Source organism: Sphingobacterium sp. NPDC055431 (assembly GCF_053644255.1).
Map to the genome: position 1 here is coordinate 197,303 of NZ_JBSHLH010000001.1, position 25,511 is coordinate 222,813.

Consider the following 25,511-nt stretch of genomic DNA (forward strand, 5'->3'; position numbering starts at 1 on the left):
CTGGATAACATTCGTCATCCAGCTACAAATTTAATCAATTCTATGTTAATAGAATTTAATACGATTGTCAACAATCTTCGCATTGTCCTGTAGGGCTTTCAAGATAGTTCCCCATGAGCGTTGCGATTTTGCTTCTGTGATCTGCTTTTGTTGTGTAGTCAATTCCTCGCCAGCTAATGCCTTAGGATTTACAAAACCTGCCACTTGAACAGCATAGATGCCTTGTTTTCCTTCGATAGACTTAGATGGTTTGTTTGGCTGAAGACCAAATACTGTACCTACGACAGCATTCTCAACAGCTACGCCCGGAATTACTGGGTTCGCTAAAACAACATTGTCTACTGTCTGAACATTCTTGCCTAATTTCTGAGCCACCTGATCGATGTTCCCAGCTCCGGACAATGCATTGTTCATTTTCTCCTTTAACATGCGTGCTTTAACTAAATTCTTAACAACTGGCTCAATTAATGTCTTAACTGATTCCAATGGCTGGATTCCCTTTGGTTGAATGTTGGTTACCCTTGCAACGATAAAGTTATCCGTAGTTTCATAAACCTTGTCGCTTACCTCTCCGTTTTTAGCCTCAAAAGCCCAACGGATTAGCTCTCTAGGTACTTCAACTCCACCTAACATATTGTCCATAGCAACAGTACGGTCGTTTTTCAAGATCTCAACGTTTTGTTGTTTCGCGATATCATTGAAATTATCTTTGTTTGCTGCTGTGTAGAATTGGTTCGCTTTAGAATATGCAGCATCTGTAGTTTCTTTTCCTGAATTGATGCTCTTGTCTACGATAGCAAGTTTCGCAATTTGAGAATTACCGATCTGTCTGTTGATTTTGACGATATGAACACCATAATTGGTCGATACCACTTTCACATCACCAGTTTTACCTTCGAATAAGGTTTCATCAAGCTCAGGGAATGCACCGCGAGTCAATGTGCCGATTTCGCCAGCATTGTTTTTGCTGTTAGGGTCTGCGCTGAACTCAACCGCTAGTGCTGAGAAGCTCGCTCCACCTTGAACCAAGTTCTTGATCGAATCTGCTTTAGCCATGGCCTTATCAACACCACCTTCTGTAGCTGGATTGATCAAGATATGACTTGCATTAACTGAATCTGGACTGTTCTTTACTGCGATTACTTTCGCAATTTCGTAAACATTCTGTGTCAAGAAAGGACCAACAACCGTTCCAGCAGCTGTTTGGAAAGCTACTGAATCCAATGCCGGACTCAATTGACCTTTTGTATAATATCTTACAGGGTATTTGTTTTCTGAATTGATCGTTACAAAGCTTGAATCATTTGTTGAAGCCTGTAATTCTGTTTTCAATTTTTGAATCTCACCTAATACTAATGCTGAGTCAGCAGAATTTGGTTTCGCATCAAACAAAACATACTCTAACGTGCGGATCTCTTCTGGATTTTTGAACGCATTTTTGTTTTTATCGTAATATTCCTTGTAATCTGCATCTGTCAATTTGATCTCTGAATCTTTTACTGATGCATAGTCTAACATGACATATTTGAAGTTTGCAAGTTTATTACGTGAATTGTAATCATATTCAGCTTCTAAAGAAGTGGTGTAGATGCTGTTGTTGATCAAGTTCGTGTATTTCTGGTTCAAACGTTCGTTTCTCACATTCTGCAATAAACCTTCCCATTGTGCATTCATCTCCGGGTTAGTTTTCGCTTGTTCAATAACTGCAGAAAGATAGTTTTTGTCAAACTGACCAGTCTGTGGGTTGGTGAAAGCTTGAATGATCTGTGGTGAAGGATTGTTACCGAACAATAAGCTGTTCAATTCTTCCTTACCTACCTGAAGACCGATTTTATCAATTTCTTGATTTAATAAATTCTGTGTTAAAAACTGGTTCCATACTTGCTGTACGGCAAATCCGCGCATCTGTGGCGAGGAAGCTCCTCCCATTTGTTGTTGATACATTTGGCTTGCTTGGTCAACTTGTACATTGAAGTTTTGATAATCTATCCCTTCTCCATTGATACTACCCACTTCATTTTGGCTTCTCTGCCAAAATGGGGTACCAACATTGATGGCATCACCCAATAAAAATGCAACAATTGCCAAACCGATCACGAAAATGACTAAGCCCGCACGGTTTCGCAAAGAGGTCATTAATCCCATAACGATATTCTATAATTTTATGCTAATATTTTAATTAATTTGTTTTTCTTAAAAACAAGGCGCAAGATACAACTTTTATAAAAAAATAAGGTAAAAATTTATATTTAGCCTATTTCAATTTTCTTTTCGCCAATTCCTTCTATTTCTGTTAGTTCCCAAACGAAGGAAGCTGGGAGTCTGCTGATGGAATATGAATGGCAGTACCGTTCATAAATCGAATGTCATTGAAATCTGCATCCGCCGTGAAGGATGTTCCTTGTGCAGAGGTCCGGCCATCATTGTATTCCGCAGTAATGGGTTGACTACCATAGTATTTCTTGTTCTTCTCGTCGTAAATCAATTCTTCCGTCTTGATTATCGTCCCATCCACCTTGGTGATCACTACATTTTTCCGGAATTCTGTCAATCCTTCAATCCTTTTCTGCAAAGCGTATTCGGAGGTTACTCGTTGCATCTCTTTGGCTTGGTCGTCGAAGAAAATTATCAGAACACCTTTCTTGAACTCATAATTTCCGGTACTGTCATGATAAACACGCATCTCAGGAGCCTTTAATTCAGCTTTTACCTTCGCCGAATCACTATATACGACCGTTACATCCTTGGAAATATCCACAGCCTCTTCCTGCTTGATATTTGCCAAGCGATCGATGTCCTTGGTGTCATTTTCACAGGCAATTGACAAGATTGCCCCTAGCAAAACAATTGTTAGGGGCAATATTCTCGATATTTTCATTTCTGCAATGCGCATTTGTTAATCGTAACTTCTTCTGATAAACCAAGCATCATTAATGGTGAACCCTAAGTTGATATTGATATATCGCTCACGGACCAAATTGCTCTTGATCGTTCCTTGTTGGCCAAACTCGGCCGAAATGTTCACATTGGAGAAAGTCCTTCCAAAACCGGTCTCCGGTAATGGTAATCCTAATCCCACCGTAACCGCCATATCATTGATACGTTGCTGGTTCACGGTCATGTGTGTTTTGTTATATCTGAAACCTAAACGGTAATCGATTACTTTTAGATAGTTCAAAGATGTAGGATCCGGTTTGATCTGTCCACCGACAGCAAAACCAATGTTCTTTCCTAAGGCATCTTCTCCCTGACGAACTTGGTACTTCGACCAATCTGCATATTTGAAATCAGCACCTACTGTCCAGTTCACACCTTTGCTGAAGGTAAAACCTACATTATGTCTTAAAGGTAAGTTGATTTTGCGATTGGATAAGACATCTGAATAGGATGTGTCAATTGGAACCTGTTCCGTTATGTTTCCTGTTCCGGTCATCGTACGGGTTACGATCGTAGAAACCTTACTCTTCACAGAATTATCCAGTGATCCGGAATATCCAATGGTTAAGTTCTTTCTGTTTCCCAATGGGATGAAATATTGCGCACCATAATCATATACAATACCTGTAACCCTTCTGGTATCTGTTTTCGAAGTATTGTAGTAGTCGTAGTTGGAAGGAAACTCAATGATGGACTTGTCATATAGGTTACCAAATAGGAATCCAATATTACCACCAATGCTGAAGTTTTTGAATGGAGACACCCCATAACCAACATAAGCCTTGTTAAGGCCTCCCTCTCCAACCAATTTGGTCAAATAAGGAGTATTGCTGATATCTCTTTTTGCGGAGATGCTATAACCCACATCTGAATAAGGCATCAATCCGAACGAAATACCACCTAATTTTGGTCCATTGTTCTTGTTCAATGAGAAGCCGAAGGCAAAATGACTGAATGCAAAGTCTGCAGTATGGTCAGTCAAGCTGTTTTTCTGCAATTGAGTGACGTTGCCATATAGACCGGCATCCAAAATGGTTCGGTTGAATCCTGAATAGGATGCAGGGTTTGAAATATTTAAAACCGGTAAACCGCCCTGAAATCTTACTCCAGCAGAAATCCCACCCATTCCTCGGGTCTGAGGAAGTAGATCTTCGCGCATTTGTCCCAATCCAAATTGGGAATATGGCGAATGTGAGGTAGAGGATTGCCCATAGGAGCGTGTACTCGAGAGTAAAATTGAACTTATTCCTAATAAAATAAGTAAGGACGTATTAGAGTAAAATAGTTTCAACTGTTCTGACATTTTTAAGTGGATTTATCGCTGCATTATTCTTGCAAAATATCTTCTGTTCAAATCAATGCGCCTAAATCTTTTATGATGGCTGTATTATCCGAATTTTTGCTACAAAACTATCTATTTTTTAAATATCACAAGCTTTTTGTTTGTTAAAAAAGGTTAAACACCTATTGGACAGTAGTTTAGAAAAATTGAAAATAGATAATTGTGGATAATATGACTAGATATAGCGTTTCGTAAAACCATTTCACCTTGGCATGCGTGAAAAAATAGGCCAGGTAAATGGATAGAGGGGGTACACAAAGCAAAAAGTGATTGATCGATCTTTCCTGGTTCAAATAAAAGGAACCAAAGATCAATAACAACATGATAAACAATAACTGGAAGCTTTTTCTGATCTGTACAACACTCTTGAAAAAGTTGTCCTTCAGGATAAATAAAAACCCTCCCAACGAAATGACAATAGGGATCAGGACAAAATAATCATGCATATCCATGTTCAGTTTCGTCGGAAATGCATAGGTAAAGGGAAGGAATATCTGATAGAACTCATCCATTCTTTCCAACCAGAAGTAAGCTACCGCCAATAGGAAATAAACCGTTATCACCCCTAATAATGGTGTGATCCATTCCCGCCAGTAAAAAGGGCGGAATATGACTAAGCTTGACCAAATCAACAACAGCATCACGATGAACGGGAAATAGATTAAACTTCCCAATGCCACCAAAAGACCAAGATCAAACATGATCCCTTTAATATCCACGTGCTTGTAGATATTGAACAGCTTTTGGAGCATCCAAATGGTAATGAAATTACAGATTAGGGTAGGCGATAGAACCAAGAACGGGATGAATAGACTTACCAGGGTCATGAACATCAATGACGTCAGGAAGCTAGGTTTTCCCAATAGGTTGAAATGGTTTACTACCCGATTTAAGGAAAATGCCTGTAGCAAGGTCAGGATCAAGGTGATCAGTACATTGCCGGAAGGTGAAAAGTTGGATCCTAAACGGATTCCAGCTAAGCGGTCCAATCCTGGTTCAAATAAAACTGGAGTCAGTTTCTCAGGCAGATGGTAGAACACACCTAGGCATAATACGGTACCAACAAGAATAACGAGAAATACGTTCAGTCCCGAAAGTGTTCGATGTTGGTTGATCAGCATAGAATGGTATTCCCTTATTTATCTTTTTCTAGTTTTTTGACTCTTTTGTCTATGCTAAATAAGTAAATGGCAACTGATAAAAAGATTACCAGCATCACTGCCACGACCACATAGATTTTTCCTTCAGCACGAAGACCATCAGCCATCTGAACCTTTTCTTGGGCATTCGACGAAAAACTGATCATTAATGCAAGTAGGGACAATAGGAAATTTCTCATATTAAAAACTATTTCTTTTATCTTCAATTATACGTACGCGATAACGTAAGGTCGCTATCCAACAACCAATCAAAATCCAACCAATTACCGCTGTGTAAAATACAGGGCGCATGTAATTGTCCATATCCAAATCCCCGAAAGTAGAGTTGCCCCCGCTTCCCGGATGCAGTGAATCATTCATCTTTGGTAGGATATAGATCAATACGATCATGATCGGAAATGCAAAAATATTGTAGATCGCAGAGATCTTAGCGCGTTTCTGTTCTTCTTCCATGGCATTGCGAAGTACCAAGTAGGCTAAGTACATCAAAGTGGCAATGGCTGCTCCATTCAACTGTGGGTCATTCGTCCAGGGTGCTCCCCAAGTAATATTTGCCCACAACATTCCTGTCATCAATCCACAGGCACAGAATAAAATACCGGTATTTACGGCCTCAACAGCCATGAAATCGTATTCACGCTTGCCCGTGTTCAGATACTTAATGCTATAGATCAGGGATATCAAATAAAGAATCATCATCGTAAACCACATTGGAACGTGGAAATATACATTACGAATGGTTTCATTTAAAATAGATAATACGGGAACGGGGCCAAGGAGTCCTGCAATTATGGTACTAGCGACCATGACAACCCCTAAAATTTTCCACCAACTTTTTTTCATAAGAACAAAAATCAATCTCGCCAAAGGTAAGGAAATAACAGCAAAGAAATAGCAATTGTAACGACATTAATTGCCAATAAAACAGCAATATCAGCCCAACTGCTCGATAAAAAGCCGCCCATTAATGCCGATCGCGAAAGTTTGATCAATATGATCAGTAAGGGAATGATAACCGGAAAACTCAATATCGCCATGATCGTGCTGTTATTGCCTGCTTTTGCACTGATCCCCGCAATCATCGTAAATACGGTGGCAAAGGATATGCTCCCCAATAAGATGCTTAGTAGATAGACCGGGAGATTCCCAATCTCTGTTTTAAAGATCAGGTTATACACGATGAATGCAATGGCAGTCATCAGGATCATGACCAGGGAATTGTAAATGATCTTGGCGAGGATAATCGCCTTCGGGCCAACGATCGCATAATAATAGAGATGGCGACTGCCCGTTTCCTGGATGAAACTGCGGCTCATCGCATTGATCGCCGCAAATAAGAGAATTATCCAGAACAAGGTGTTCCAAACAATAGTATCCACAGATTTGAATGATTGATAACATACAAATACTGTGGATACCACATAAAGTAGGATGCTGTTAATGGCATATTTCGACCGCCATTCTAATACAACATCTTTATATATTAATGTTTTTACTTGTTCGAACAGATTCATGTAGCACAAAGATACAAATCAATCTGTTGAGCATTGTATGATTGCGCTAGAAATTAAGCGTTTTTAATTTCTGACTTTGCTTTATCAGCTGCATCTTCAGCTCTGTTTGCTAAATTATGGGCAGCATCAGATGCCTTTCCAGCCCATTCGTTTGCTTTTGATGAAGCTTTGTCCAAAGCATCACGGCCAGCATTCTTAGCACGGTCTTTTAAGTTCTCTAAATCTTCCTTAGCAGTTTTAGCTAATTTTTGAGCTCTCTTCGCTTCTTTTTTAGAAAGATCCTTGATTGATTTTGTTAAGCTCTTGATGCCATCATTAGCACGATCTAATTGTTTCTTTCCGTCTTCAGTTCCTAATAAGTAGTATGCAGCAGTTCCTACTGCTAATCCTAGTAAGGCAAATGCCACTAATCCATTTCTATTTTTTTCCATGATTCTATTTTTTTATCCTATTTAGTCTAATATGTTCTGTTAATGATAAACAAGGTATAAGCCAAAATGTTTTTTGCTTCCCTAAATTAACAAAAATTAACTTTCAACTACGTGAAGGGACTGTAATGTATAGAGATGATGGTATAATCCGCTGCCTTTTTCCATTAATTCCTGGTGGGTTCCCATATCTGAAATGATGCCATCTTCGACAACAATAATCTTGTCAGCGTCTCGAATAGTGGACAGTCGGTGTGCTATAATTATGGATGTCCTGTTCTTCATCAGTTCTACCAATGCTTGCTGGACCATCCTTTCTGATTCTGAATCTAGGGAAGAGGTAGCCTCATCTAAGATTAAGATGGCTGGATCCTTCAATAGGGCACGGGCAATGGCAATTCTTTGTCTTTGCCCTCCGGATAATTTTACGCCGCGTTCACCTACAACGGTATCATAGCCCTCAGGGAAGTCCATGATAAATTGGTGCGCGTTTGCTCGTTTTGCAGCGGTAATGATATCCTCCGCTTCAGCATTCAGGTTTCCGTAGCTGATGTTCTCACGGATGGTACCTCCAAACAAAAGTACATCCTGTGGGACAATGGCAACTTGGTTCCTGATATCGGTCAGGGCCAGCTGATCTGCTGGAATACCATCATATTTTAAGGTACCGCTGCTAGGCTGGTAAAATTGTAGGATCAAGGATGCAATGGTCGATTTCCCAGTTCCACTAGGGCCGACAATTGCCAGTTTTTTACCCGCAGCAACATGGAATGAGAGATCTTTTAATATGGTCAGGTCCGGTCGGGTCGGATAGGCAAAGGTCACGTGATCAAATTGGATGTCACCATGCAACTCCACCTTGATCTCTTTATCTTCTTCGCTGACCTGTATATCTTCCTTAGGCTCGTTCAAGATTTCCAACACACGTTCACTTGCCCCTAAAGAGCGTTGTAAGGTGGCATAAAGTTCTGGGAAACTACCCATTGAACCAGCAACAAACATGGAATATAATATATACGTCGTTAAATCTCCTACCGAAATTTCATGGATGGAAACTAAGGATGCACCGTACCAGATAACGATAATGACTGCCCCGAAGATGGCAAATATGATAAATGAAGCAAAAATACCGCGGTAAGTTGCGCCTTTTACAGCTAATGCCACCGATTGGTTCAGCTTTTCTGCATAACGCTTTGATTCAAAGAACTCGTTTACAAAAGCCTTGACATTGCTGATGCCCAATAATGTTTCTTGTACAACAGAATTGGATTCTGCGAGTTTATCTTGTGCTTCCCTAGAAAGGTTCCGGATGAATCTCCCGAAAATAATCGCCACGATAATGATCAAGGGTAGGATACATAGGTTCATCAATGCCAACTTTGGCGAAACCCATATCAATAGAGCTACCCCAAAACATAGACTGATGGTCTGCCTGAGCATTTCTGCCAAGGTCGTGGTCATGGTGTCCTGGATCTGGGAAAGGTCGGATGATAGGCGACTGTTCAGTTCACCAACCCTGCGGTTAGCAAAAAAATCAATCGGTAAGGTAATCAATCGATGGTAGGTGTCCTTGCGGATATTGGCTAATGCTTTTTCGGCAATCTCCACAAACAAGCGGATCCGAAAAAAAGAAATTACGGATTGAAAGGATAAGATGATCAATGACAATCCACCAATGTACATCACGCTAGCCGGTAGCCACTCGTATTTCACCCTTCCCTGTGCGGCATCTATCATTGCTCCCAATAGCGCCGGAAACGTCAGCATGGTTAAGCTGGAAAGGATTAAAAAAACCATCCCAATCACAAATTTCCACTTAAAAGGCTTGATGTAGGAAAATATCCGTAGTGCTTTCTGGAAAATTTCTTTGTTCAGCTTCGGTTTGGGTAAATCCCCCGAATGGGTGTCTCCACTGTTCAATCTCGGTCTGGCCATGTACTAATTTCTTTCTCTTTTTGAGCAAAAGTACCAATATAAATAGGTCTTCTTATCACTATTCCGTCAATTTTTTGGGTTTATGCCTAATGTACTGATAAATCAGAAGGATTATTAAAGCTATGATGACGATAACCGCCAAATAAATCAGCACCCCGTTGCCTGTATCCGTACTTTCCATGGATTTCAGCTCTTCCCGTAGTTTGTCATTTTCATTCTGCAGTTTTGTGATGGTTTTCATGTATGCAGAAACCTGCATGTCATATTCACTGGCCAACCGTTGATAGCGTTCACTTTGCGCATCCTTTAAATCTAATAATTTCCGGGTTTCCAAAAAGATGTTATTGTCGTTCAATACCACCTGTCTCAGGATATCGATGGATTTCTGCATGTCCTTCTTGGTCTTGAACAGTCCGAAAACCCCAGTTTTCTTCTCCAATGACTGGTCATATTCCCCAAATCGACGGCTCCTATCGTTCAATAATTGATTCACTCGTTCCCGTTGTGCCTCAAATGTTATTGAGTCTGCCTTGACTGCCGTACTATCTTGAGCGTGCAACAATTGAACAAAAAAGAGCGCAATCAGTAGCACGAAGTTGTGTTTTTTCATGTTTGTATGGATGATCCTTGCTTTATTTTTTTTAATCATGGCTTCGTTAAAAGCAATTTTACTGCCTTTTTTTGTATTGATGCTGTTTCTAGGTCTATTTATTGCCGACAATCAATAAAATCTCATTATTGTGAAAAAACATTAACCTGCTGTCGCACTTTGAGTTCTGTTATCGTATATCATAAATATAACCCAATTGTATAAACTTATGAAATCCACAACACTAACTGTTAAAAGATGCTTTTTGCTGATTTTGCCAGTCCTGCTATTTTCTCTTTTTTGGGGCTGTGACAAAATTGGCTCCGAGGGGACCTATATTGCCAAGATTCCCATCTATAAAACTTTGCGAGAAATCAGGGCAAGCAATATTAGTATCACTCAACCCCAACCAATGACTTCAACAGGAAAAATTTATCTGTATAAGGATTATCTATTGGTCAATGAACCGAATAAAGGTATTCATATTTATGATAATAGCAATCCTGCAACTCCCAAACCCTTGGGTTTTCTGCCGATCCTTGGGAATTTTGATCTTGGGGTACAAAATAACTTGCTCTATGTCGATAATATTGTCGATCTGTTGACCTTTGATATCTCTAATATCAGCAAGCCCGTCTTGGTTAATCGACAAAAGGATGTGTTTGCTGTCAAATATATAGTGGACAACAAACCGGTTAATGTTTTAAGGGATGATGACCCTGTGCCCGTGGCTTACCGGGACTCGTTGGTGAGTTTCGCTGATCATCGCGAATATAAACCTGATGGCCAACGCTATTTGGACTATGAAAGTATAGGTAATAATTATTCCGGTTCAAATGGGAGTGGCACCAGTGGAAACACGGTTGGACAAGCAGGTTCTTTGGCTAGGTTTGCCATTGCCGAAAACTTCCTGTTTGCCATTTTTCAGGATAAAGTGAAAAACTTTGACCTTCAAAATGCCCGCGCACCAAAATTGATCAATGAAGTGAGCCTTGGTTTTGGAATCGAAACCTTGTTTCCCTACAAGAAATCTCTGTTTGTCGGTGCAAATAATGGTATGCATATCCTAGATATCACTAATCCGACCAGCCCTAAGGAGCTTGCTAATTATTCCCATGCCTTTGCCTGTGACCCTGTCGTTGTCAACGATGATTTTGCTTTTGTGACTTTACGATCCGGTACGATATGTAATGGAAACGTCAATGCCTTGCAAGTTGTCAATATCCGTGACCTGAGTGTACCGCAACTGGTGAAGAGCTATAACCTGAAAAGCCCACATGGATTAGCCCTGACCGGTGAGCATCTCTATGTATGTGAAGGTGAGTCCGGTTTGAAAAGCTTCAAGGTTACCGATGTAACGGCCATTGATAAGAACATCATGCAGAACTTGGAAAACCTGAAAAGTTTTGATGTCATTGCAGGACCAAAATCCTTGATAGTCTTGGGGCCTGAGGGTATCTGCCAATATGATTATACCAACAAAGCCAATTTGAAACAATTGAGCTGTATTTCCATTAACCTGAAAAAATAATTCTTTATGAAGCAGTGTTTCAAATTGTTTTTGGTCCTCATTTTAGGACTGAACGGTATCCAAGTATTAAGAGCCCAAGAGAAAAAATACATGAACCATACCGAATTTGGGGTCATGGCCTATGATATGACATTCCAGGAAGCCGGCATTACCGCCCAAACCTTTAATGGATACCTATTGAATCCTGATTTAGCTATCGGAGGGACTGCAGGTTTCGAAAAATATGCTGTTGATGCCATCCATACTTTTTCCTCTATCCCGATTTCCTTGGGAGCACGATACACCTTTTTGGATCCCGGTAAGGCAAGGTTAATTTCTGGATTAGATGCTGGTTACGGCTTTATTTGGGAAAAAGAACCTCGTCAAAAGGGCGATATCTCAGGTGGAATACGGATAGCCCCAGAATTGGGTGTCAAATTGAAACTGTCCGAAGGGACTGGTTTTATATCATTCACTTTAGGCTACCAGTACCAAGCTATAAAAGCTAAATATACCCAGCAAAAGCCTCCTATTTTTGAACCCTATGTGAATTACATCCAAGCTTATCCAATTGATGAGTATGCAGAAACCAAGAAAATGGATGCCCACAGGTTCTCCTTAAAGGTAGGATTTGGATTCTAAAACGCATTCACGATAAAAAAATAATCCTAATAACCATAACATGGGAAGGGTGGCAAAGTGATTTGCTACCCTTTGTTTTTTGTGCTTTCGAAGGGGCTATTTATTCGAGTTTTATTTAGACCTTATTCGAGGCATATTCGAGAAAACCCGGTTTGCGTTCGGAAAATTCGGAATGTGTCTCGAATGAGTCCCGAATGAGATATGGATAAATTTCAGTATTTCTTACATGTGAAATTAACACTTAACAATTTATCGGTTAGTCGATTGCGAACAGAAAAAAACGTGGAACATTTTGTCGACCAGACTCCATTTGAGGGTTTATTTCTTTTCCAGGAACTCAACAAGTATGGTTTCATCTTGGTATAGTCCTAACAACTGGCTTGCATGGCCTTTGTTGATGGCTATTTCCAAGAAGTTGCTGATTCCGAATAAGCATAGCTTCTCGCCTTCGGCAACCTCATTGTAGTGCCAAGACAGGTTGCTGATCGTTTCGTTTCGCTTGAAGCGTAGGATAAAATCTCGGCCCTGTTGGACTTGGTTGAAGAGGTCCTTGCTGATATTGCTGATGACATTACCAAAGGAGTCGATGAAAGTGACATGGCCCTTGATGCTGTTCTGGTTGTAGATGGGTTGAAATGTGACTTTCTGTACCGCATTGTCGATAGGGAGGCCAATATCTTGGAGTTTACCGCCATCTGCGATGTGACAGGCAGCTTTGGTCAGGATATCAGCAAGCGGGAAATGCAGATAGCGTAGATCCTGCATGATATTGATCTCGACCATTTCAGTTGGTTTGTCTTCACCGATGATGATACTGAAGATACCGTTGTCTGCACCGACAAAGAACTGACCTTTGTAGGCCATGGCGAGGTAACGCGAGTCTTCTTGGAAGACGGTGTCGATACCGATTAAGTGTACGGTATTCTTTGGGAAGTACGGATAAGCGTTGTTGATAACGAATGCCGCATGTTGAATACTGAAAGAAGGGATATCGTGAGAAATGTCAACGAGCCTAACATTCGGCAACTGCGAAATGATACTGCCTTTGAGTGCAGCTTGATAAAAATCGCGATGACCTAAATCGGTGGTTAACGTAATTACTCCCATAGTGTTCAGCAAGCCTGAAGCTAAAAAAATTATATTGATATTTTGTTAAGCGAATTACAAAAATAGAAAAAGTAAATAGATTGCTAAATCTATTATGAATTAATACTTGCAATTGCTTTTAATTCTGCTCAATTAGTTTGTATTTTTGATTCAAGAAAGTGTGAAAAGCGCATAATATTTTCGTTTTTTTGATATCTTTATTTGCACGCCAATCGGACAGGACGTGAAATATTCAGGAAATTAATTAGGAAACAATTTGAGCGAATTAGAAATCAATTTAGATGTCGTCAATTTGGTGACATTATGGGGGGCTCAGAATGAAAATTTTGAGTTTATAAAGAAAGCTTTTCCGAAGTTACGTCTGGTAGCAAGAGGGAGTACCTTGAAGGTTTTAGGTGAAGAAGGGGAGCGGACAAGGTTTCAACAGGTATTTGATGATATTCTAGCTCATATCAACCAATTTCAGACTCTTTCCTTGTTGGAATTGGAAAGTTTGTTGGGTTCGGTGTCGAATGTAAAGCCAGTTATTGCAGAGAAGGAAGATGGCGAGCAAAAGGTTGCCGCATTTAAAGGTGAGCCTATCGTATATGGTCCCAATGGTATCGTAGTACGTGCTCGGACGCCTAATCAAAGGCGTATGGTGGACAGTATCAATAAGAATGACATTCTTTTTGCCATTGGTCCAGCAGGTACCGGAAAAACCTATACAGCAGTTGCCCTTGCGGTACGAGCTTTAAGGAATAAAGAAATCAAACGTATTATCCTGACCAGGCCAGCGGTGGAAGCGGGTGAAAACCTAGGTTTCTTGCCAGGCGATCTAAAAGAGAAGGTTGATCCATATCTACGTCCGCTTTATGATGCATTGGATGATATGATTCCAGCGGAAAAATTGAAAGGATATCTGGAGAACAGAACCATTGAAGTAGCTCCATTGGCATTTATGCGCGGAAGGACCTTGGACAATTGCTTTGTTATCCTAGATGAGGCACAGAATGCCACAGATATGCAGCTCAAGATGTTCTTGACGCGGATGGGGCCAACTGCCAAATTTATCGTGACAGGGGACATGACTCAGGTGGATTTACCTAAAAAAACGCAATCGGGATTAGTCAATGCCGTGAAGATTTTGGATGGGATCGAAGGGATAGATATGATTTACCTGAGCGGTTCGGATGTCGTTCGCCATAAATTGGTGAAACGTATCTTGGAAGCTTACGGTGACATTTAAGATTAAATTAACGCGTTTCAGACGCACACACAATGAATAATACAATAAAAGAAACAAATTTTAACTTCAAGGGACAGACAGCATTTTATAGAGGAAAAGTAAGAGATGTGTACAGCATCGGGTCGGACTACCTGGTGATGGTGGCTTCAGACCGAATTTCTGCTTTTGATGTGGTATTGCCAAAGCCTATTCCTTTTAAAGGTCAGGTTTTGAACCAAATTGCATCCAAATTTCTGTCTGCCACAGCTGATATCCTTCCAAATTGGGTGGCATCCGTTCCAGACCCAAATGTTACAATAGGAAAGAAATGTGAACCTTTCAAGGTTGAAATGGTGATCCGTGGATATGTTTCAGGACATCTTTGGAGAACCTACCGCGATGGTGGAAGGGTGCTGTGTGGGGTTGAGCTTCCTGAAGGATTAAAAGAGAACGATAAATTACCTACTCCAATCATTACCCCATCGACAAAAGCAGATGTGGGCCATGATGAGGATATTTCCAGAGCGGATATTATTGCTAGAGGCATTGTATCAGAAGAGGATTATTCGCAATTGGAGAAGTATGCCCATGCTTTATATCAGCGGGGAACTGAGATTGCTGCCGAACGAGGCTTGATCTTGGTGGATACCAAATATGAGTTTGGGAAGAAAGATGGACAGATCTATTTGATCGACGAAATCCATACTCCCGATTCTTCCCGTTATTTTTATGCAGAAGGCTATGAGGAGCGTCAGGAAAAGGCGGAACCGCAGAAACAGCTCTCGAAAGAATTTGTGAGGCAATGGTTGATCGAAAATGGATTCCAAGGAAAAGAAGGACAAAAAGTACCTGAAATGACCGAAGAAATTGTTAAATCCATTTCTGAGCGCTATATTGAGCTTTACGAACACATTACAGGGGAGAAGTTTCATTATCCGGAAGAAGGCCATGTCCTGGAGCGGGTAGAAAAGAATGTAGCGAAAGCCTTGGAAGAACTGATTTAAGGATAAACACAACTAATTATTTATAGACAGATGAAATTTACGGTAGACAAATACGATCGATATGTTGTAATAGAGCCTCTTCAAGAGAGGTTGGACGGAGAAACTGCCGCAAGTTTAAAAGGCGAGTTTATGTTGCGCAATACAGGTGGGCAACGCAATATTGTATTGGACATGAACAATGTGAAATCCACTGATGAGACAGGGATTCGCACAGGTCTATTGGCTCGTCGTCTATGTAAATCACTAGGGGGGCTATTTATCTTGACAAATCTAAATGAGGAGATCTTGACTTACATCAAATCTTTGGGATTGGATAAATATCTGATCATTACCAAGAACATTGAGAAAGCCAAGGACCTGATCTTTGGGAATGAAATCCGATTAGATTTAAAAGAAGAGCAAGAGTAATATGTTACGATTTGAGGTATTAATATTAGGAAACAGTTCGGCGACACCCATGTTCGAGCGTCATCCTACATCTCAAGTAGTAAATTATAATGAGCAATTGTTCTTGATTGACTGTGGAGAGGGCACCCAGATGCAACTCTCCAAGTATGGGATCAAGAGCAATCGCATCGATCACATCTTTATTAGCCATCTGCATGGTGATCATTACCTAGGTCTTGTTGGCCTGGTATCGTCCATGCACCTGGTTGGTAGGAAGGCTGATCTCCATATCTACGGTCCTGCCCCGTTGCAGGAAATCCTAGAGTTACATTTTAAATATTCTGAAACGGTAATCCGTTATAATATCATCTTCCATCAGACCAATCCGGATCAAGAGGAGGTAATATTTGAGTCGAGGATGTTGACGGTCAGGTCCTTTCCATTGATCCACCGAATATCCTGCACGGGATTTCGATTTGATGAAGGCAAACGGGCAGCAGCCTTACGGGCGGATAAAGTGGAGGAGTTAAAGATACCCAAAGTATATTTTGCAGCGCTGAAAAAAGGGATCGATTATGTCGATCCACAGGGAAAGGTCTATGCCGCAAGTGAATTGACCTTGCCGCCTCCAGAATCTAGGAGCTATGCCTATTGCTCGGATACCGTAAGGCATCCGATTTACCTGCGTTCAATAGAAGGAGCTGATCTATTGTACCATGAGAGCACCTTTTTGCATGAAATGGTAGACCGTGCCAAAGAGACCTTCCATACTACTTCCTTGGAAGCAGCAGAAATTGCAAAGGAAGCACATGTAAAGAAGCTTTTACTTGGCCATTATTCAGCGAGATACAGGACTTTGCAGCCATTATTGGAGGAAGCGCAGCAGGTTTTTCCAAATACCGAACTGTCAGTGGAAGGGAAATGGTTTTTAGTTTAGTGATTTTGTTTATTTTTGGCCATATTTACAGCTCGAAAAAAATTAGACTACTACAATGTCATTCAACTTAACCGCACTTCTTCGAGATAACATCAAGAACCTAGTGCCCTATTCTTCGGCGCGAGATGAATTTAAGGGAGAAGCATCTGTTTTTTTAGATGCCAATGAGAACTCTTTTGGCTCTCCACTTCCACATGATTACAACCGTTATCCGGATCCCCTTCAACATCAACTTAAGGGTAAGCTATCCAAGATCAAGGGTGTGCCTGCGGAAAATATTTTCTTGGGCAACGGTTCTGATGAGGCCATTGATATTTTATACCGAGCATTCTGTACCCCTAAAATAGATAATGTGATCTTGGTCCCTCCAACCTATGGGATGTATGAGGTTTCCGCCAATATCAATGATGTTGAAACACGGAAAGTCAATTTGACCAAGGATTTTCAGCTTGACCTTGACGGGATTGCTGAAGCAATCGATATGCATACCAAGATGATCTTTGTGTGCTCGCCAAACAATCCTACCGGAAACAGCATCGATCCATTGGATATAGAAACACTTTTAGTGAACTTCTCTGGTTTAGTAGTCGTGGACGAGGCCTATATCAATTATTCAAAGCAGAAGTCCTTTACCCATTCTTTGCCTGAGTTTCCTAATCTGGTCATCCTGCAGACCCTTTCAAAGGCCTGGGGCTTGGCCGCTTTACGCTTAGGATTAGCATTTGCAAGTAAGGAAATCATTGAGGTTTTCAACAAGATCAAACCACCTTACAATATCAACCAAGCTACTCAAGACTTAGTATTGGAAGCTTTAGAGAATGTTGAGGTAGTCAACGAATGGATTAAGACGACTGTTGCCGAAAGGGAAGAACTGTCCAAGAAATTGGAGGCTTTTCAACAGGTTGAGCATATTACACCTTCAGATGCCAACTTTATCTTGGTAAAGCTGGAGCGACCAAAAGAATTATATGGGCACTTGGTGGGACGTGGCATTATCGTTCGCGACCGATCCAAAGTAGCCTTATGTGAAGGTTGTCTGCGCATTACCATAGGAACAAAGCTTGAAAACGAAAAATTATTAGAAGAGATCCAACAATTTTATAAATAAGTAAGCATGGCAGATCAATTAAAAAGAATACTGTTTATCGATAGAGATGGAACTTTAATTTTAGAGCCTGAGGATGAGCAGATTGATTCCTTTGCAAAGTTAAAGTTTTATCCAGGGGCTTTGCAGTACTTGCCTAAAATTGCAAAAGAACTTGATTTTGAGTTGGTGTTGGTAAGTAATCAGGATGGTTTGGGAACTTCCTCGCACCCTGAAGAGAACTTTTGGCCGGTCCATCAATTTGTTGTGGATACCTTTTCAGGTGAAGGAGTGACTTTTGTTAAAGAACATATTGACAAAACATTTCCACATGAGAATGCGGAGACCCGTAAGCCAGGAATTGGAATGTTAAAGGAATATTTTGACGAAGCGAAATACGACTTGGCGAATTCTTTCGTCATCGGAGACCGCGTCAATGATGTGAAATTAGCTCAAAACCTTGCCGCTAAGGCTATTTGGTTAAGGAATAACGACGAATTGGGCATGCATGAGAATGTTGCCATTTCGGAGGATTGCATTGCATTGGAAACCAGCGAATGGAAAGCTATCTATGAGTTCTTGAAATTGGGAAGCCGTACCGGTGAGCACCATCGTAAGACCAATGAAACGGATATCTATATTAAATTGAACTTGGACGGAAGTGGGAAATCCGATATTGAAACGGGCCTTCCATTTTTCGATCATATGTTGGATCAATTAGCGCGTCATGGTGCATTGGATCTAACGATCAAAGCTAAAGGTGATTTACATATCGATGAGCACCATACCATCGAAGATACAGGAATTGCCTTGGGTGAAATCTTTTTGGACGTGTTGGGGAATAAGCGCGGAATTGAACGTTATGCCTATACTCTTCCAATGGATGATTGCTTAGCACAAGTAGCTATCGATTTTGGAGGTAGGAATTGGATTGTTTGGGATGCAGAATTCAAACGCGAGAAAATTGGAGATATGCCAACCGAGATGTTTTTCCATTTCTTCAAGTCCTTTTCAGATGCGTCAAAATCGAATCTGAACATTCAGGCGACTGGCGACAATGAGCACCATAAAATAGAGGCCATCTTCAAGGCTTTTGCGAAAACCATTAAAAAAGCGGTACGAAGAGATGTTGATAATATGCAACTTCCAAGTACAAAAGGTCTTCTTTAAAAACGAAATGGGATTTAAGGGGTTATATATAAAGGAATTATGATTGGGATAGTAAACTATGGAGCTGGGAATATATTTTCCATCACTGCAGCCTTAAAACGACTGAACATTTCTTATGGGATGATTAACCATCCTGAGGATTTTGAGCAGTATGAAAGGATTATTATTCCAGGTGTAGGACATGCTGGGGCGGCCATGCAAAAACTGCTGGAATCTGGGCTGTCCGATACCATCAAGACCTTAAAAAAGCCGGTGTTGGGGATCTGTGTGGGAATGCAGCTGATGACGGATTATTCAGAGGAAGGGCAAGCAGACCTTTTAGGGATCATTCCCCTGAAGACGTTACACTTTGAGAATAGGGTTAAAGAGAAGGTACCTCATATGGGTTGGAACAGTATTAATTTTGAAGAGAACTGTCCACTTTTTAAGGAAATTCCTAATAATTCCTATTTTTATTTCGTTCATTCTTATTACATTGAACATGAATTAACCTACGGCATAGCTACTTGTGAGTACGGATTGCCATTTTCGGCAGCAATAGCAAAGGATAATTTCTGGGCAGTACAATTTCATCCGGAGAAATCAGGAAAAGTTGGGGAGCAGTTATTGCTGAATTTTAATGAATTATAATTGAATTTTTAGACTATGTATATTATACCTGCAATTGATGTATTGGACAAACAGGTTGTCCGTTTGAGAGAGGGTAACTATGAAGATGTTACGACTTACTCCATTACTTTGGAAGAACAGATAGAGAAATACCATGCTAATGGTACTGAAATCGTTCATATCATTGATCTCAATGGTGCAAAGGGAGATTTTAGCAATCAGGAATACCTGTTTGATATCATTCGGAGAACCGAAATGAAGGTCCAATATGGTGGTGGTGTCCGTAGCATTGAAAAAGTAAAGGAATTGGTTGATGCAGGTGTATATCGCGTTATCGTAGGCACACAAGCTATTACAAACCCTACCTTTTTAGAGGAATTGAGCAAGCTAAATGAAGGTAGAACAAAATATGCAGATCACATTGTGATTGCGATCGATGTATTGGATGAAGTCATCAAATATTCCGGTTGGTTGGAGAGTTCTCCGATCAAATTAATCGAATACATTGATAAATGCTTGGCATTAGGTTTTTATCGATTCTTGTGTACCGACATCAGTAAAGATGGAAAATTAGGTGGCGCAGGCGTTGAATTATACAAGAAATTATTGGATCATTCGCCAATTATCAAATTGATCGGTTCAGGCGGTATCAGTTCCATGGCTGATATTGAAGAACTGAACAATTTAGGTAAAATGGAATCTGTGGTTGTTGGAAAGGCAATCTATGAAAATAGGATCAGCATTGAAGAGATCAAAGCTTGGAACTTAAAAGCATTAATCAGTCTTTAAAATGCTAGCAAAGCGCATTATTCCTTGTTTGGATGTTAAGGATGGCAGGACGGTAAAAGGGGTTAATTTTGTTGACCTTAGAGATGCTGGGGATCCCGTTGAATTAGCTTGGCAATATTCGCAGCAAGGAGCAGATGAACTGGTATTCCTGGATATCACAGCTACCCATGAACGCCGAAAAACTACGGTGGATTTGGTAAAGGCTGTAGCCAGTCAGATCAATATTCCATTTACCATCGGAGGTGGGATCAATGAACTTTCAGATGCGGATATCTTGTTGAATGCTGGTGCAGATAAAATCTCTATCAATTCAGCTGCGGTCCGTAATCCTGAACTCTTAGATCAGTTTGCGAAAGCTTTTGGTGTTCAATTCGTGGTTTTAGCGGTTGATACCCGATTGGTAAACGGAAAGAATTTTGTTCACCTGCGTGGTGGTCGAGACCTTACCGATATTGAAACGGAAGATTGGATCAAGGAAGCAGAAAATAGAGGTGCCGGAGAAATCCTGTTGACTTCCATGGATCATGATGGAACCAAGAATGGATTTGATAATGGATTGCTGAAAAAGATCAATGATTCCATCCATATTCCCTTGATAGCATCCGGTGGAGCAGGGAATCAGCAGCATTTTGTGGATGTTTTCCAACAGTCCAATGTAGATGCCGCTCTTGCAGCTTCTGTATTCCACTATGGGGAGATTTTAATCCCTGAATTAAAAGAAACATTGCACGCCAATGGAATTTCCGTTAGGCGATAATACATAAAACATGAGTATTGATTTTAACAAAGGTGACGGACTTGTTCCAGTAATTATCCAAGACAATCAGACTTTAGAAGTTCTGATGCTTGGCTATATGAACGAAGAGGCTTGGAACAAAACCCAAGAAGAGAAAAAAGTTACTTTCTTTTCAAGGAGCAAAAATAGACTATGGACAAAAGGTGAAGAAAGCGGAAACTTTCTTCATGTTGTTAGTACTCATGTCGATTGTGACCAAGATACCATTTTAATTAAAGCTGACCCTGTTGGTCCTACCTGTCATACAGGAAGCCGAAGTTGCTTTAATACGGAATTTAATCAGAACTTTCTATTGCAGTTGGAGCGCATTGTTCAGCATCGAATTGATTTTCCTAGTGATGAATCCTATGTGAACCGCCTGCGTTCAAGAGGTATCAATAAGATTGCTCAAAAGGTGGGCGAGGAAGCCGTTGAAACGGTTATTGCAGCCCTTACGGAAACAGAAAAGGATTTTATCAATGAGACTTCTGATCTGATGTTCCATCTTATTGTTCTGTTAAAGGAGAAAGGCCTGAGCCTAGAAACCATTGCCAAGAATTTGGAAGGAAGACATCAATAGGAGTTAAGATATTTTTATTTGAGGGATCCTCAGCCTTTGGCTGGGGATTTTTTGTGTGGAGAGAGGGGGTGAATCCCAATCCCATCGCGCAGGTCAACGGCATTCTTTCCATTTTTCCGCCAAGGAAATGAGCCGGTTGCTAAAGGACTTCCTGCAGAAGGATGGTTGTTTGTATATATTGGGAACCCCTGGAAAGGGTGACAGCTTTCTAACGGGATAATAATCTTGGTCCATCCTCCTATCCCCTCCATCCTGGTTCCACCCAGATCTTGGTTTATCCTCCCATCCCTTCCATCCTGGTTCAAATCTCCTCTTGAACGTAAGACTTATGTCAGCATTTGGGATAGCTGGTCGGGTTTCTTTTATTTCTGTGCGATCAAGGGTATATTTGCATAACATGAATCTAGAAAAGTTTAATATCAACCTGAATGGGACCTTGTCTGGTCATCAAAACCCTGTATTTGCCTTGGCCATTTCAAGTGTTGATCCGAATGCACTATTTACAGGTGGCAACGATAAAGGGGTGGTAGAATGGGATTTAGAGAGCAATAGCTTTAAAAGGATCCTTTGCAAGGTTGGAAGCTCCGTATATGCACTTTTGTCCATACCCGGAACTTCCTTGCTGGCGATTGGAATGAGATCCGGTCAGGTATTGGTGGTAGATACACAGAACCAAAGTTTAAAGGCAAATCTTAAGGTGGAACAGGGCGCTGTATTTTCGATAAAAACCATTCCCGGTAAACAGGAAATGATTGCGATCGGTGAGGAAGGCTATGCTTATGTTTGGAGTTTGGAGAATTTTGAGCTGCTTTATAGGTTTAAGGTTTCCAATACTACCGTTAGGGTAATTGAAGTGGATAAAAATAATTCGACTGTTGCGTTTGGTGATAAGAATGGTGAAATCCATTTATACCATGCCCATGATTTTCAGGAATTCAAGAAAAGGAAAGTACATGAGTTACCGGTAACCAGTTTACAATTTGACCCAGCTGGGAATTTGCTTTCTGGGGGGAGGGATGCGAAGTTATATAAATTGGATGCCAACCTGGATACGATTCAAGATATCGTTCCACATATGTTCACGGTTTATGGTATCAGCATAAATATAGAGGAGAATCTAATTGCAACGGTTAGTAGAGATAAGACCTTAAAAGTTTGGCGGCTGGAAGATCTAGCTTTGATCAAGAATATTTCTAGAGACCGTGGCTATGATAGCCATTATCTATCTATCAATAACATGCTCTGGGATCAAGACCGGATCTTTACCGTAAGTGATGACAAGACCATTAAGTTATGGAAGGTGGTTCCTGAATAGCGACGGCAAGCGATTTTCTTCTGACCGTACACCTGTAATAGTTGAATGCAGTAAAGATTAACCCTAAAATCATAGAGATGATCAAGAATGGTAAGATGTCATATTGGGTAGGAAGAGGGTCCTGTTTGTTTTCTACATATGCCCCGTAGCTTCCCCAAGCCAATACGGCTGAGACTGAAGGCAAATAATTGTAGTAAGAGTATGCTAACATGCAGGCACATGTGATTGCCAGTGCGCCCAGGTTCAGATAGAAGTAAAAAGCATCCCCTAAGGAAAGGCTCAGTTTTGAAAGGATTACTGCAAAATTAAAGCCTATCACGAACATTAACCAGCCGGTATACACGCCAAATCCTAAACGGATAAAATATCGGGTAAAGGAATTGGTGGTCAGCTTTTTGATTTGGATCCGCTTGTTGATTACCATAACCGAAACGAGACAGATTATGGAATACATTAAGGACCAATAAAAATAATCATTGTGTTTCAAGGTCATGCTCAAACCGAGGGCCATCTGGTTCAAGATCAACAGGTAGTCGATTTTTTCTACTTTCCGGACTACATTTTCATTTAAGCTGTTTTTTTGCGTCCCTACATACATCATGTAAGCAGCCAAAACCATATTAAAAGCGATAAATGTCCATATTTTATAGCTGAACTTTGCTGGTGTCAGGTAAGATGGATAAAAGGCAATCGTATCAGTGAATGAAAAGCTGAATAGGAAACCATTCTCTAGGCATGCGATCCATAGAAAATTGAGGGCTACCATCACTAAATTCAAAAATGATAATGTCTTTGGTGCTGCCATGCTTGGTTAATAGTTAATGTGTTTGGCAGGACAAATATAATGATTTTTACTGAGGATTAAGAAGTTCTAAGATGGTATTTAGATACTGCTTGTCGATTAAGTCAAACGAATTTAATTCTTTGCTGTCGACATCTAGTATGGCAATACATTTTTTGTTTTGAAAGAGAGGAACAACTATTTCAGATTTCGATAAAGATGAGCAGGCGATATGTCCAGGGAATTCATCGACGTTGGGAACTATGACGGTTTCTTCTTTTGCCCAAGCAGTCCCACAAACACCTCTGTTATAAGCGATTCTTGTGCAGGCTACTGGTCCTTGGAATGGTCCCAGTACCAATTCGTTTCCTTCAACAAGGTAGAACCCTACCCAAAAGAAATTGAACTGCTCCTTTAAAGCTGCGCAGATATTTGCCAGATTAGCAATAAAATTGGTTTCTCCCTGTAGAAGCCCTTTGATCTGTGGGATCAAGGATTGATATTGGTGTTCTTTACTTCCGCGAGCTATATGTAAATCTTCTGCCATGGTTTGGATACTTTTTGTGATGCAAATATACGGAATTGTTAGGTGATATGGGTTGAACCAGGATGCCCTTTGACGCCGCTCGGGGTACGGCATGAGAGGATGGTCCAAGATCATTTCTTTTATTTTGGAGAATTAGGTACGCTCATTCAATATTTATCATCGGAGTCAGCCTGAAGGTTTCCCGAAAGATTTCTCGGGAATATTCATTCTTTAATTGAAATGATTTTCTTTGTTACTTTTGAAGTCCAAAAGTAACCAAACCGACGAAGGAGCTCAGGGACACCAATTCTTTTCGTTACTTTTGAGGCGCAAAAGTAACCAAAACGCTTCGGCTCATTTAAGATGGCTTTTCGCACGGTCATCCGCACATGAAAAGAATGCCTTGTTGTCGGGAATATCTTTCTCAAGATCATCCCTTTTGATGGGATGATCTTGAGAAAGCATTCCAAGGCCAATCCCATCGCACAGGTCATCGGCATTCTTTCCATTTTTCCGCCATTGGAAATGAGCCAGATGCTAAAGTGCTTCCTTCGGAAGGATAATGTTTGTTAATGGCGAGAACCCCTAGAGGGGGTGACATTTTTATAGAAATTGGATGTTTGAAATGGCAAACCCAAAGCGTGGGTGAAATCATTTTCAATAGTTCCTCTTTATGGGTTTAAACAATAAAAAACAGTTTGCTCATCTTACGATTCGCAATGACCAACATCCTCATAAAAAAACAACAATAGATTCTTCGCTTCACTCTGAATCCCTCTTTAGAGATTTTTTTGATTCTGAACAATCAGTGAGGAATCTGAACGGCAATACAATCCTACATGATTTCAAAATAGATTTTGGATATTACCGAGATCCTTCCTTTGTACCAAAGACAAGTTTTGTATGAACTGTGTTTCTGTCTATTCAGGCCCATTTTTATTTTCCAGAGGATTATCTATTTTACAACATTCTGCCCTAGTAGAGGAGAATTATTTTGGAAAAGGTATTCAACCAAAAAGGAGTAGCGAAAAACTGATGTTCGATTAATCGAACATCAGTTTTTCGCTAATTCCAGGCTAACGTGCCATGTTAGCTAAAATAATGGAACCCCATAGTGGTTCTTAATTTAAAAAATATATGAGCCAATTTATTTTCATGTTCCTTAATCCAAAAGGCATGAAAT

General features: G+C 40.5%; 27 protein-coding genes. 13 read left to right on the forward strand and 14 right to left on the reverse strand.

The window, feature by feature from the left end; translation table 11 throughout:
• Window positions 1-45: 45 nt before the first annotated feature.
• The 10 genes from ACWIB3_RS00890 to ACWIB3_RS00935 all read right to left on the reverse strand — a co-directional run bounded on the left by ACWIB3_RS00890 (window position 46) and on the right by ACWIB3_RS00935 (window position 9,926).
• Window positions 46-2,145: a peptidylprolyl isomerase gene (locus tag ACWIB3_RS00890; RefSeq protein ID WP_185211360.1), complete on the reverse strand. Its 2,100-nt coding sequence runs from the start codon at window positions 2,143-2,145 to the stop codon at window positions 46-48.
• A gap of 148 nt (window positions 2,146-2,293) precedes the next feature.
• Complete coding sequence (lptC, locus tag ACWIB3_RS00895; protein WP_236736560.1) at window positions 2,294-2,878, reverse strand: LPS export ABC transporter periplasmic protein LptC; 585 nt, start codon at window positions 2,876-2,878, stop codon at window positions 2,294-2,296.
• Window positions 2,879-2,896: 18 nt separating this feature from the next.
• The gene (locus ACWIB3_RS00900; protein WP_185211358.1) at window positions 2,897-4,096 is read right to left on the reverse strand and encodes a hypothetical protein; all 1,200 of its coding nucleotides are present in this window, start codon (window positions 4,094-4,096) and stop codon (window positions 2,897-2,899) included.
• A gap of 320 nt (window positions 4,097-4,416) precedes the next feature.
• Complete coding sequence (locus ACWIB3_RS00905) at window positions 4,417-5,400, reverse strand: DUF6427 family protein (protein ID WP_185211357.1); 984 nt, start codon at window positions 5,398-5,400, stop codon at window positions 4,417-4,419.
• Between the two features lie 14 nt (window positions 5,401-5,414).
• Entirely contained in the window at window positions 5,415-5,618 is a 204-nt protein-coding gene (locus ACWIB3_RS00910; RefSeq protein WP_254526570.1) for a CcmD family protein, read from the reverse strand.
• 1 nt (window position 5,619) lies between these two features.
• Complete coding sequence (ccsA, locus tag ACWIB3_RS00915) at window positions 5,620-6,282, reverse strand: cytochrome c biogenesis protein (protein ID WP_185211355.1); 663 nt, start codon at window positions 6,280-6,282, stop codon at window positions 5,620-5,622.
• Window positions 6,283-6,293: 11 nt separating this feature from the next.
• Window positions 6,294-6,953, reverse strand: coding sequence for a heme exporter protein CcmB (locus ACWIB3_RS00920; RefSeq protein WP_185211354.1), 660 nt, complete (start codon window positions 6,951-6,953; stop codon window positions 6,294-6,296).
• 53 nt (window positions 6,954-7,006) lie between these two features.
• A complete protein-coding gene (locus ACWIB3_RS00925) occupies window positions 7,007-7,384 on the reverse strand; it encodes a YtxH domain-containing protein (RefSeq protein WP_185211353.1) in 378 nt (125 codons plus the stop codon).
• Between the two features lie 96 nt (window positions 7,385-7,480).
• Window positions 7,481-9,316, reverse strand: coding sequence for an ABC transporter ATP-binding protein (locus ACWIB3_RS00930; protein ID WP_185211352.1), 1,836 nt, complete (start codon window positions 9,314-9,316; stop codon window positions 7,481-7,483).
• A 58-nt stretch (window positions 9,317-9,374) separates the two neighbouring features.
• Window positions 9,375-9,926, reverse strand: a complete 552-nt coding sequence (locus tag ACWIB3_RS00935; RefSeq protein WP_454290660.1) for a hypothetical protein — start codon at window positions 9,924-9,926, stop codon at window positions 9,375-9,377.
• Between the two features lie 391 nt (window positions 9,927-10,317).
• On the opposite strand from ACWIB3_RS00935, the gene ACWIB3_RS00940 reads away from it, so the two are divergent.
• Both ACWIB3_RS00940 and ACWIB3_RS00945 read left to right on the forward strand, forming a co-directional pair.
• On the forward strand, window positions 10,318-11,436 hold the full coding sequence (locus ACWIB3_RS00940) for an LVIVD repeat-containing protein (protein ID WP_454290661.1): 1,119 nt from the start codon (window positions 10,318-10,320) through the stop codon (window positions 11,434-11,436).
• Window positions 11,437-11,442: 6 nt separating this feature from the next.
• On the forward strand, window positions 11,443-12,057 hold the full coding sequence (locus ACWIB3_RS00945) for a hypothetical protein (protein WP_454290662.1): 615 nt from the start codon (window positions 11,443-11,445) through the stop codon (window positions 12,055-12,057).
• A 318-nt stretch (window positions 12,058-12,375) separates the two neighbouring features.
• On the opposite strand, the gene ACWIB3_RS00950 is transcribed toward ACWIB3_RS00945, so the two are convergent.
• Window positions 12,376-13,164, reverse strand: a complete 789-nt coding sequence (locus tag ACWIB3_RS00950) for an SAM hydrolase/SAM-dependent halogenase family protein (RefSeq protein WP_185211348.1) — start codon at window positions 13,162-13,164, stop codon at window positions 12,376-12,378.
• A 256-nt stretch (window positions 13,165-13,420) separates the two neighbouring features.
• Here ACWIB3_RS00950 and ACWIB3_RS00955 point away from each other — a divergent pair, with 256 nt between their 5' ends.
• The 11 genes from ACWIB3_RS00955 to ACWIB3_RS01005 all read left to right on the forward strand — a co-directional run bounded on the left by ACWIB3_RS00955 (window position 13,421) and on the right by ACWIB3_RS01005 (window position 23,021).
• Window positions 13,421-14,392 carry a PhoH family protein gene (locus ACWIB3_RS00955; RefSeq protein WP_185211347.1) on the forward strand — a complete coding sequence of 324 codons (972 nt, stop codon included), beginning with the start codon at window positions 13,421-13,423 and terminating at the stop codon, window positions 14,390-14,392.
• 32 nt (window positions 14,393-14,424) lie between these two features.
• Window positions 14,425-15,375, forward strand: coding sequence for a phosphoribosylaminoimidazolesuccinocarboxamide synthase (locus ACWIB3_RS00960; RefSeq protein WP_254526566.1), 951 nt, complete (start codon window positions 14,425-14,427; stop codon window positions 15,373-15,375).
• 30 nt (window positions 15,376-15,405) lie between these two features.
• The gene (locus ACWIB3_RS00965) at window positions 15,406-15,783 is read left to right on the forward strand and encodes an STAS domain-containing protein (RefSeq protein ID WP_093100638.1); all 378 of its coding nucleotides are present in this window, start codon (window positions 15,406-15,408) and stop codon (window positions 15,781-15,783) included.
• A 1-nt stretch (window position 15,784) separates the two neighbouring features.
• Window positions 15,785-16,699, forward strand: coding sequence for a ribonuclease Z (locus tag ACWIB3_RS00970; protein WP_185211345.1), 915 nt, complete (start codon window positions 15,785-15,787; stop codon window positions 16,697-16,699).
• 55 nt (window positions 16,700-16,754) lie between these two features.
• Window positions 16,755-17,807: a histidinol-phosphate transaminase gene (hisC, locus tag ACWIB3_RS00975; RefSeq protein ID WP_313261017.1), complete on the forward strand. Its 1,053-nt coding sequence runs from the start codon at window positions 16,755-16,757 to the stop codon at window positions 17,805-17,807.
• 6 nt (window positions 17,808-17,813) lie between these two features.
• Window positions 17,814-18,953: a bifunctional histidinol-phosphatase/imidazoleglycerol-phosphate dehydratase HisB gene (gene hisB, locus ACWIB3_RS00980; protein WP_254526563.1), complete on the forward strand. Its 1,140-nt coding sequence runs from the start codon at window positions 17,814-17,816 to the stop codon at window positions 18,951-18,953.
• Between the two features lie 39 nt (window positions 18,954-18,992).
• On the forward strand, window positions 18,993-19,583 hold the full coding sequence (gene hisH, locus ACWIB3_RS00985; protein ID WP_254526562.1) for an imidazole glycerol phosphate synthase subunit HisH: 591 nt from the start codon (window positions 18,993-18,995) through the stop codon (window positions 19,581-19,583).
• Between the two features lie 15 nt (window positions 19,584-19,598).
• Window positions 19,599-20,351 (forward strand): 1-(5-phosphoribosyl)-5-[(5-phosphoribosylamino)methylideneamino]imidazole-4-carboxamide isomerase, encoded by a 753-nt coding sequence (locus tag ACWIB3_RS00990; protein WP_185211341.1) that lies wholly within the window; start codon window positions 19,599-19,601, stop codon window positions 20,349-20,351.
• Between the two features lies 1 nt (window position 20,352).
• Window positions 20,353-21,108, forward strand: coding sequence for an imidazole glycerol phosphate synthase subunit HisF (gene hisF / locus ACWIB3_RS00995; RefSeq protein WP_254526561.1), 756 nt, complete (start codon window positions 20,353-20,355; stop codon window positions 21,106-21,108).
• A 10-nt stretch (window positions 21,109-21,118) separates the two neighbouring features.
• Complete coding sequence (gene hisIE, locus ACWIB3_RS01000) at window positions 21,119-21,706, forward strand: bifunctional phosphoribosyl-AMP cyclohydrolase/phosphoribosyl-ATP diphosphatase HisIE (protein WP_313261014.1); 588 nt, start codon at window positions 21,119-21,121, stop codon at window positions 21,704-21,706.
• A 397-nt stretch (window positions 21,707-22,103) separates the two neighbouring features.
• Window positions 22,104-23,021, forward strand: coding sequence for a WD40 repeat domain-containing protein (locus ACWIB3_RS01005; protein WP_185211337.1), 918 nt, complete (start codon window positions 22,104-22,106; stop codon window positions 23,019-23,021).
• Here ACWIB3_RS01005 and ACWIB3_RS01010 read toward each other — a convergent pair.
• From ACWIB3_RS01010 to ACWIB3_RS01020, 3 genes are all read right to left on the reverse strand, one after another.
• On the reverse strand, window positions 22,993-23,826 hold the full coding sequence (locus tag ACWIB3_RS01010) for a hypothetical protein (RefSeq protein WP_313261010.1): 834 nt from the start codon (window positions 23,824-23,826) through the stop codon (window positions 22,993-22,995). The two genes, ACWIB3_RS01005 and ACWIB3_RS01010, sit on opposite strands and share 29 nt — an antisense overlap.
• 46 nt (window positions 23,827-23,872) lie before the next feature.
• On the reverse strand, window positions 23,873-24,349 hold the full coding sequence (locus ACWIB3_RS01015; protein ID WP_454290663.1) for a GAF domain-containing protein: 477 nt from the start codon (window positions 24,347-24,349) through the stop codon (window positions 23,873-23,875).
• A gap of 203 nt (window positions 24,350-24,552) precedes the next feature.
• Complete coding sequence (locus tag ACWIB3_RS01020) at window positions 24,553-24,837, reverse strand: hypothetical protein (RefSeq protein ID WP_454290664.1); 285 nt, start codon at window positions 24,835-24,837, stop codon at window positions 24,553-24,555.
• Window positions 24,838-25,511: the final 674 nt, after the last annotated feature.

Excerpts from the sequence above, each read along its gene's own strand:
- ACWIB3_RS00890 (WP_185211360.1), bottom strand. The coding sequence starts at position 2,145 with ATGGGATTAATGACCTCTTTGCGAAACCGTGCGGGCTTAGTCATTTTC.
- lptC (WP_236736560.1), bottom strand. The coding sequence starts at position 2,878 with ATGAAAATATCGAGAATATTGCCCCTAACAATTGTTTTGCTAGGGGCA.
- ACWIB3_RS00900 (WP_185211358.1), bottom strand. The coding sequence starts at position 4,096 with ATGCGCGAAGATCTACTTCCTCAGACCCGAGGAATGGGTGGGATTTCT.
- ACWIB3_RS00905 (WP_185211357.1), bottom strand. The coding sequence starts at position 5,400 with ATGCTGATCAACCAACATCGAACACTTTCGGGACTGAACGTATTTCTC.
- ACWIB3_RS00910 (WP_254526570.1), bottom strand. The coding sequence starts at position 5,618 with ATGAGAAATTTCCTATTGTCCCTACTTGCATTAATGATCAGTTTTTCG.
- ccsA (WP_185211355.1), bottom strand. The coding sequence starts at position 6,282 with ATGAAAAAAAGTTGGTGGAAAATTTTAGGGGTTGTCATGGTCGCTAGT.
- ACWIB3_RS00920 (WP_185211354.1), bottom strand. The coding sequence starts at position 6,953 with ATGAATCTGTTCGAACAAGTAAAAACATTAATATATAAAGATGTTGTA.
- ACWIB3_RS00925 (WP_185211353.1), bottom strand. The coding sequence starts at position 7,384 with ATGGAAAAAAATAGAAATGGATTAGTGGCATTTGCCTTACTAGGATTA.
- ACWIB3_RS00930 (WP_185211352.1), bottom strand. The coding sequence starts at position 9,316 with ATGGCCAGACCGAGATTGAACAGTGGAGACACCCATTCGGGGGATTTA.
- ACWIB3_RS00935 (WP_454290660.1), bottom strand. The coding sequence starts at position 9,926 with ATGAAAAAACACAACTTCGTGCTACTGATTGCGCTCTTTTTTGTTCAA.
- ACWIB3_RS00940 (WP_454290661.1), top strand. The coding sequence starts at position 10,318 with ATGACTTCAACAGGAAAAATTTATCTGTATAAGGATTATCTATTGGTC.
- ACWIB3_RS00945 (WP_454290662.1), top strand. The coding sequence starts at position 11,443 with ATGAAGCAGTGTTTCAAATTGTTTTTGGTCCTCATTTTAGGACTGAAC.
- ACWIB3_RS00950 (WP_185211348.1), bottom strand. The coding sequence starts at position 13,164 with ATGGGAGTAATTACGTTAACCACCGATTTAGGTCATCGCGATTTTTAT.
- ACWIB3_RS00960 (WP_254526566.1), top strand. The coding sequence starts at position 14,425 with ATGAATAATACAATAAAAGAAACAAATTTTAACTTCAAGGGACAGACA.
- ACWIB3_RS00965 (WP_093100638.1), top strand. The coding sequence starts at position 15,406 with ATGAAATTTACGGTAGACAAATACGATCGATATGTTGTAATAGAGCCT.
- ACWIB3_RS00970 (WP_185211345.1), top strand. The coding sequence starts at position 15,785 with ATGTTACGATTTGAGGTATTAATATTAGGAAACAGTTCGGCGACACCC.
- hisC (WP_313261017.1), top strand. The coding sequence starts at position 16,755 with ATGTCATTCAACTTAACCGCACTTCTTCGAGATAACATCAAGAACCTA.
- hisB (WP_254526563.1), top strand. The coding sequence starts at position 17,814 with ATGGCAGATCAATTAAAAAGAATACTGTTTATCGATAGAGATGGAACT.
- hisH (WP_254526562.1), top strand. The coding sequence starts at position 18,993 with ATGATTGGGATAGTAAACTATGGAGCTGGGAATATATTTTCCATCACT.
- ACWIB3_RS00990 (WP_185211341.1), top strand. The coding sequence starts at position 19,599 with ATGTATATTATACCTGCAATTGATGTATTGGACAAACAGGTTGTCCGT.
- hisF (WP_254526561.1), top strand. The coding sequence starts at position 20,353 with ATGCTAGCAAAGCGCATTATTCCTTGTTTGGATGTTAAGGATGGCAGG.
- hisIE (WP_313261014.1), top strand. The coding sequence starts at position 21,119 with ATGAGTATTGATTTTAACAAAGGTGACGGACTTGTTCCAGTAATTATC.
- ACWIB3_RS01005 (WP_185211337.1), top strand. The coding sequence starts at position 22,104 with ATGAATCTAGAAAAGTTTAATATCAACCTGAATGGGACCTTGTCTGGT.
- ACWIB3_RS01010 (WP_313261010.1), bottom strand. The coding sequence starts at position 23,826 with ATGGCAGCACCAAAGACATTATCATTTTTGAATTTAGTGATGGTAGCC.
- ACWIB3_RS01015 (WP_454290663.1), bottom strand. The coding sequence starts at position 24,349 with ATGGCAGAAGATTTACATATAGCTCGCGGAAGTAAAGAACACCAATAT.
- ACWIB3_RS01020 (WP_454290664.1), bottom strand. The coding sequence starts at position 24,837 with ATGGAAAGAATGCCGATGACCTGTGCGATGGGATTGGCCTTGGAATGC.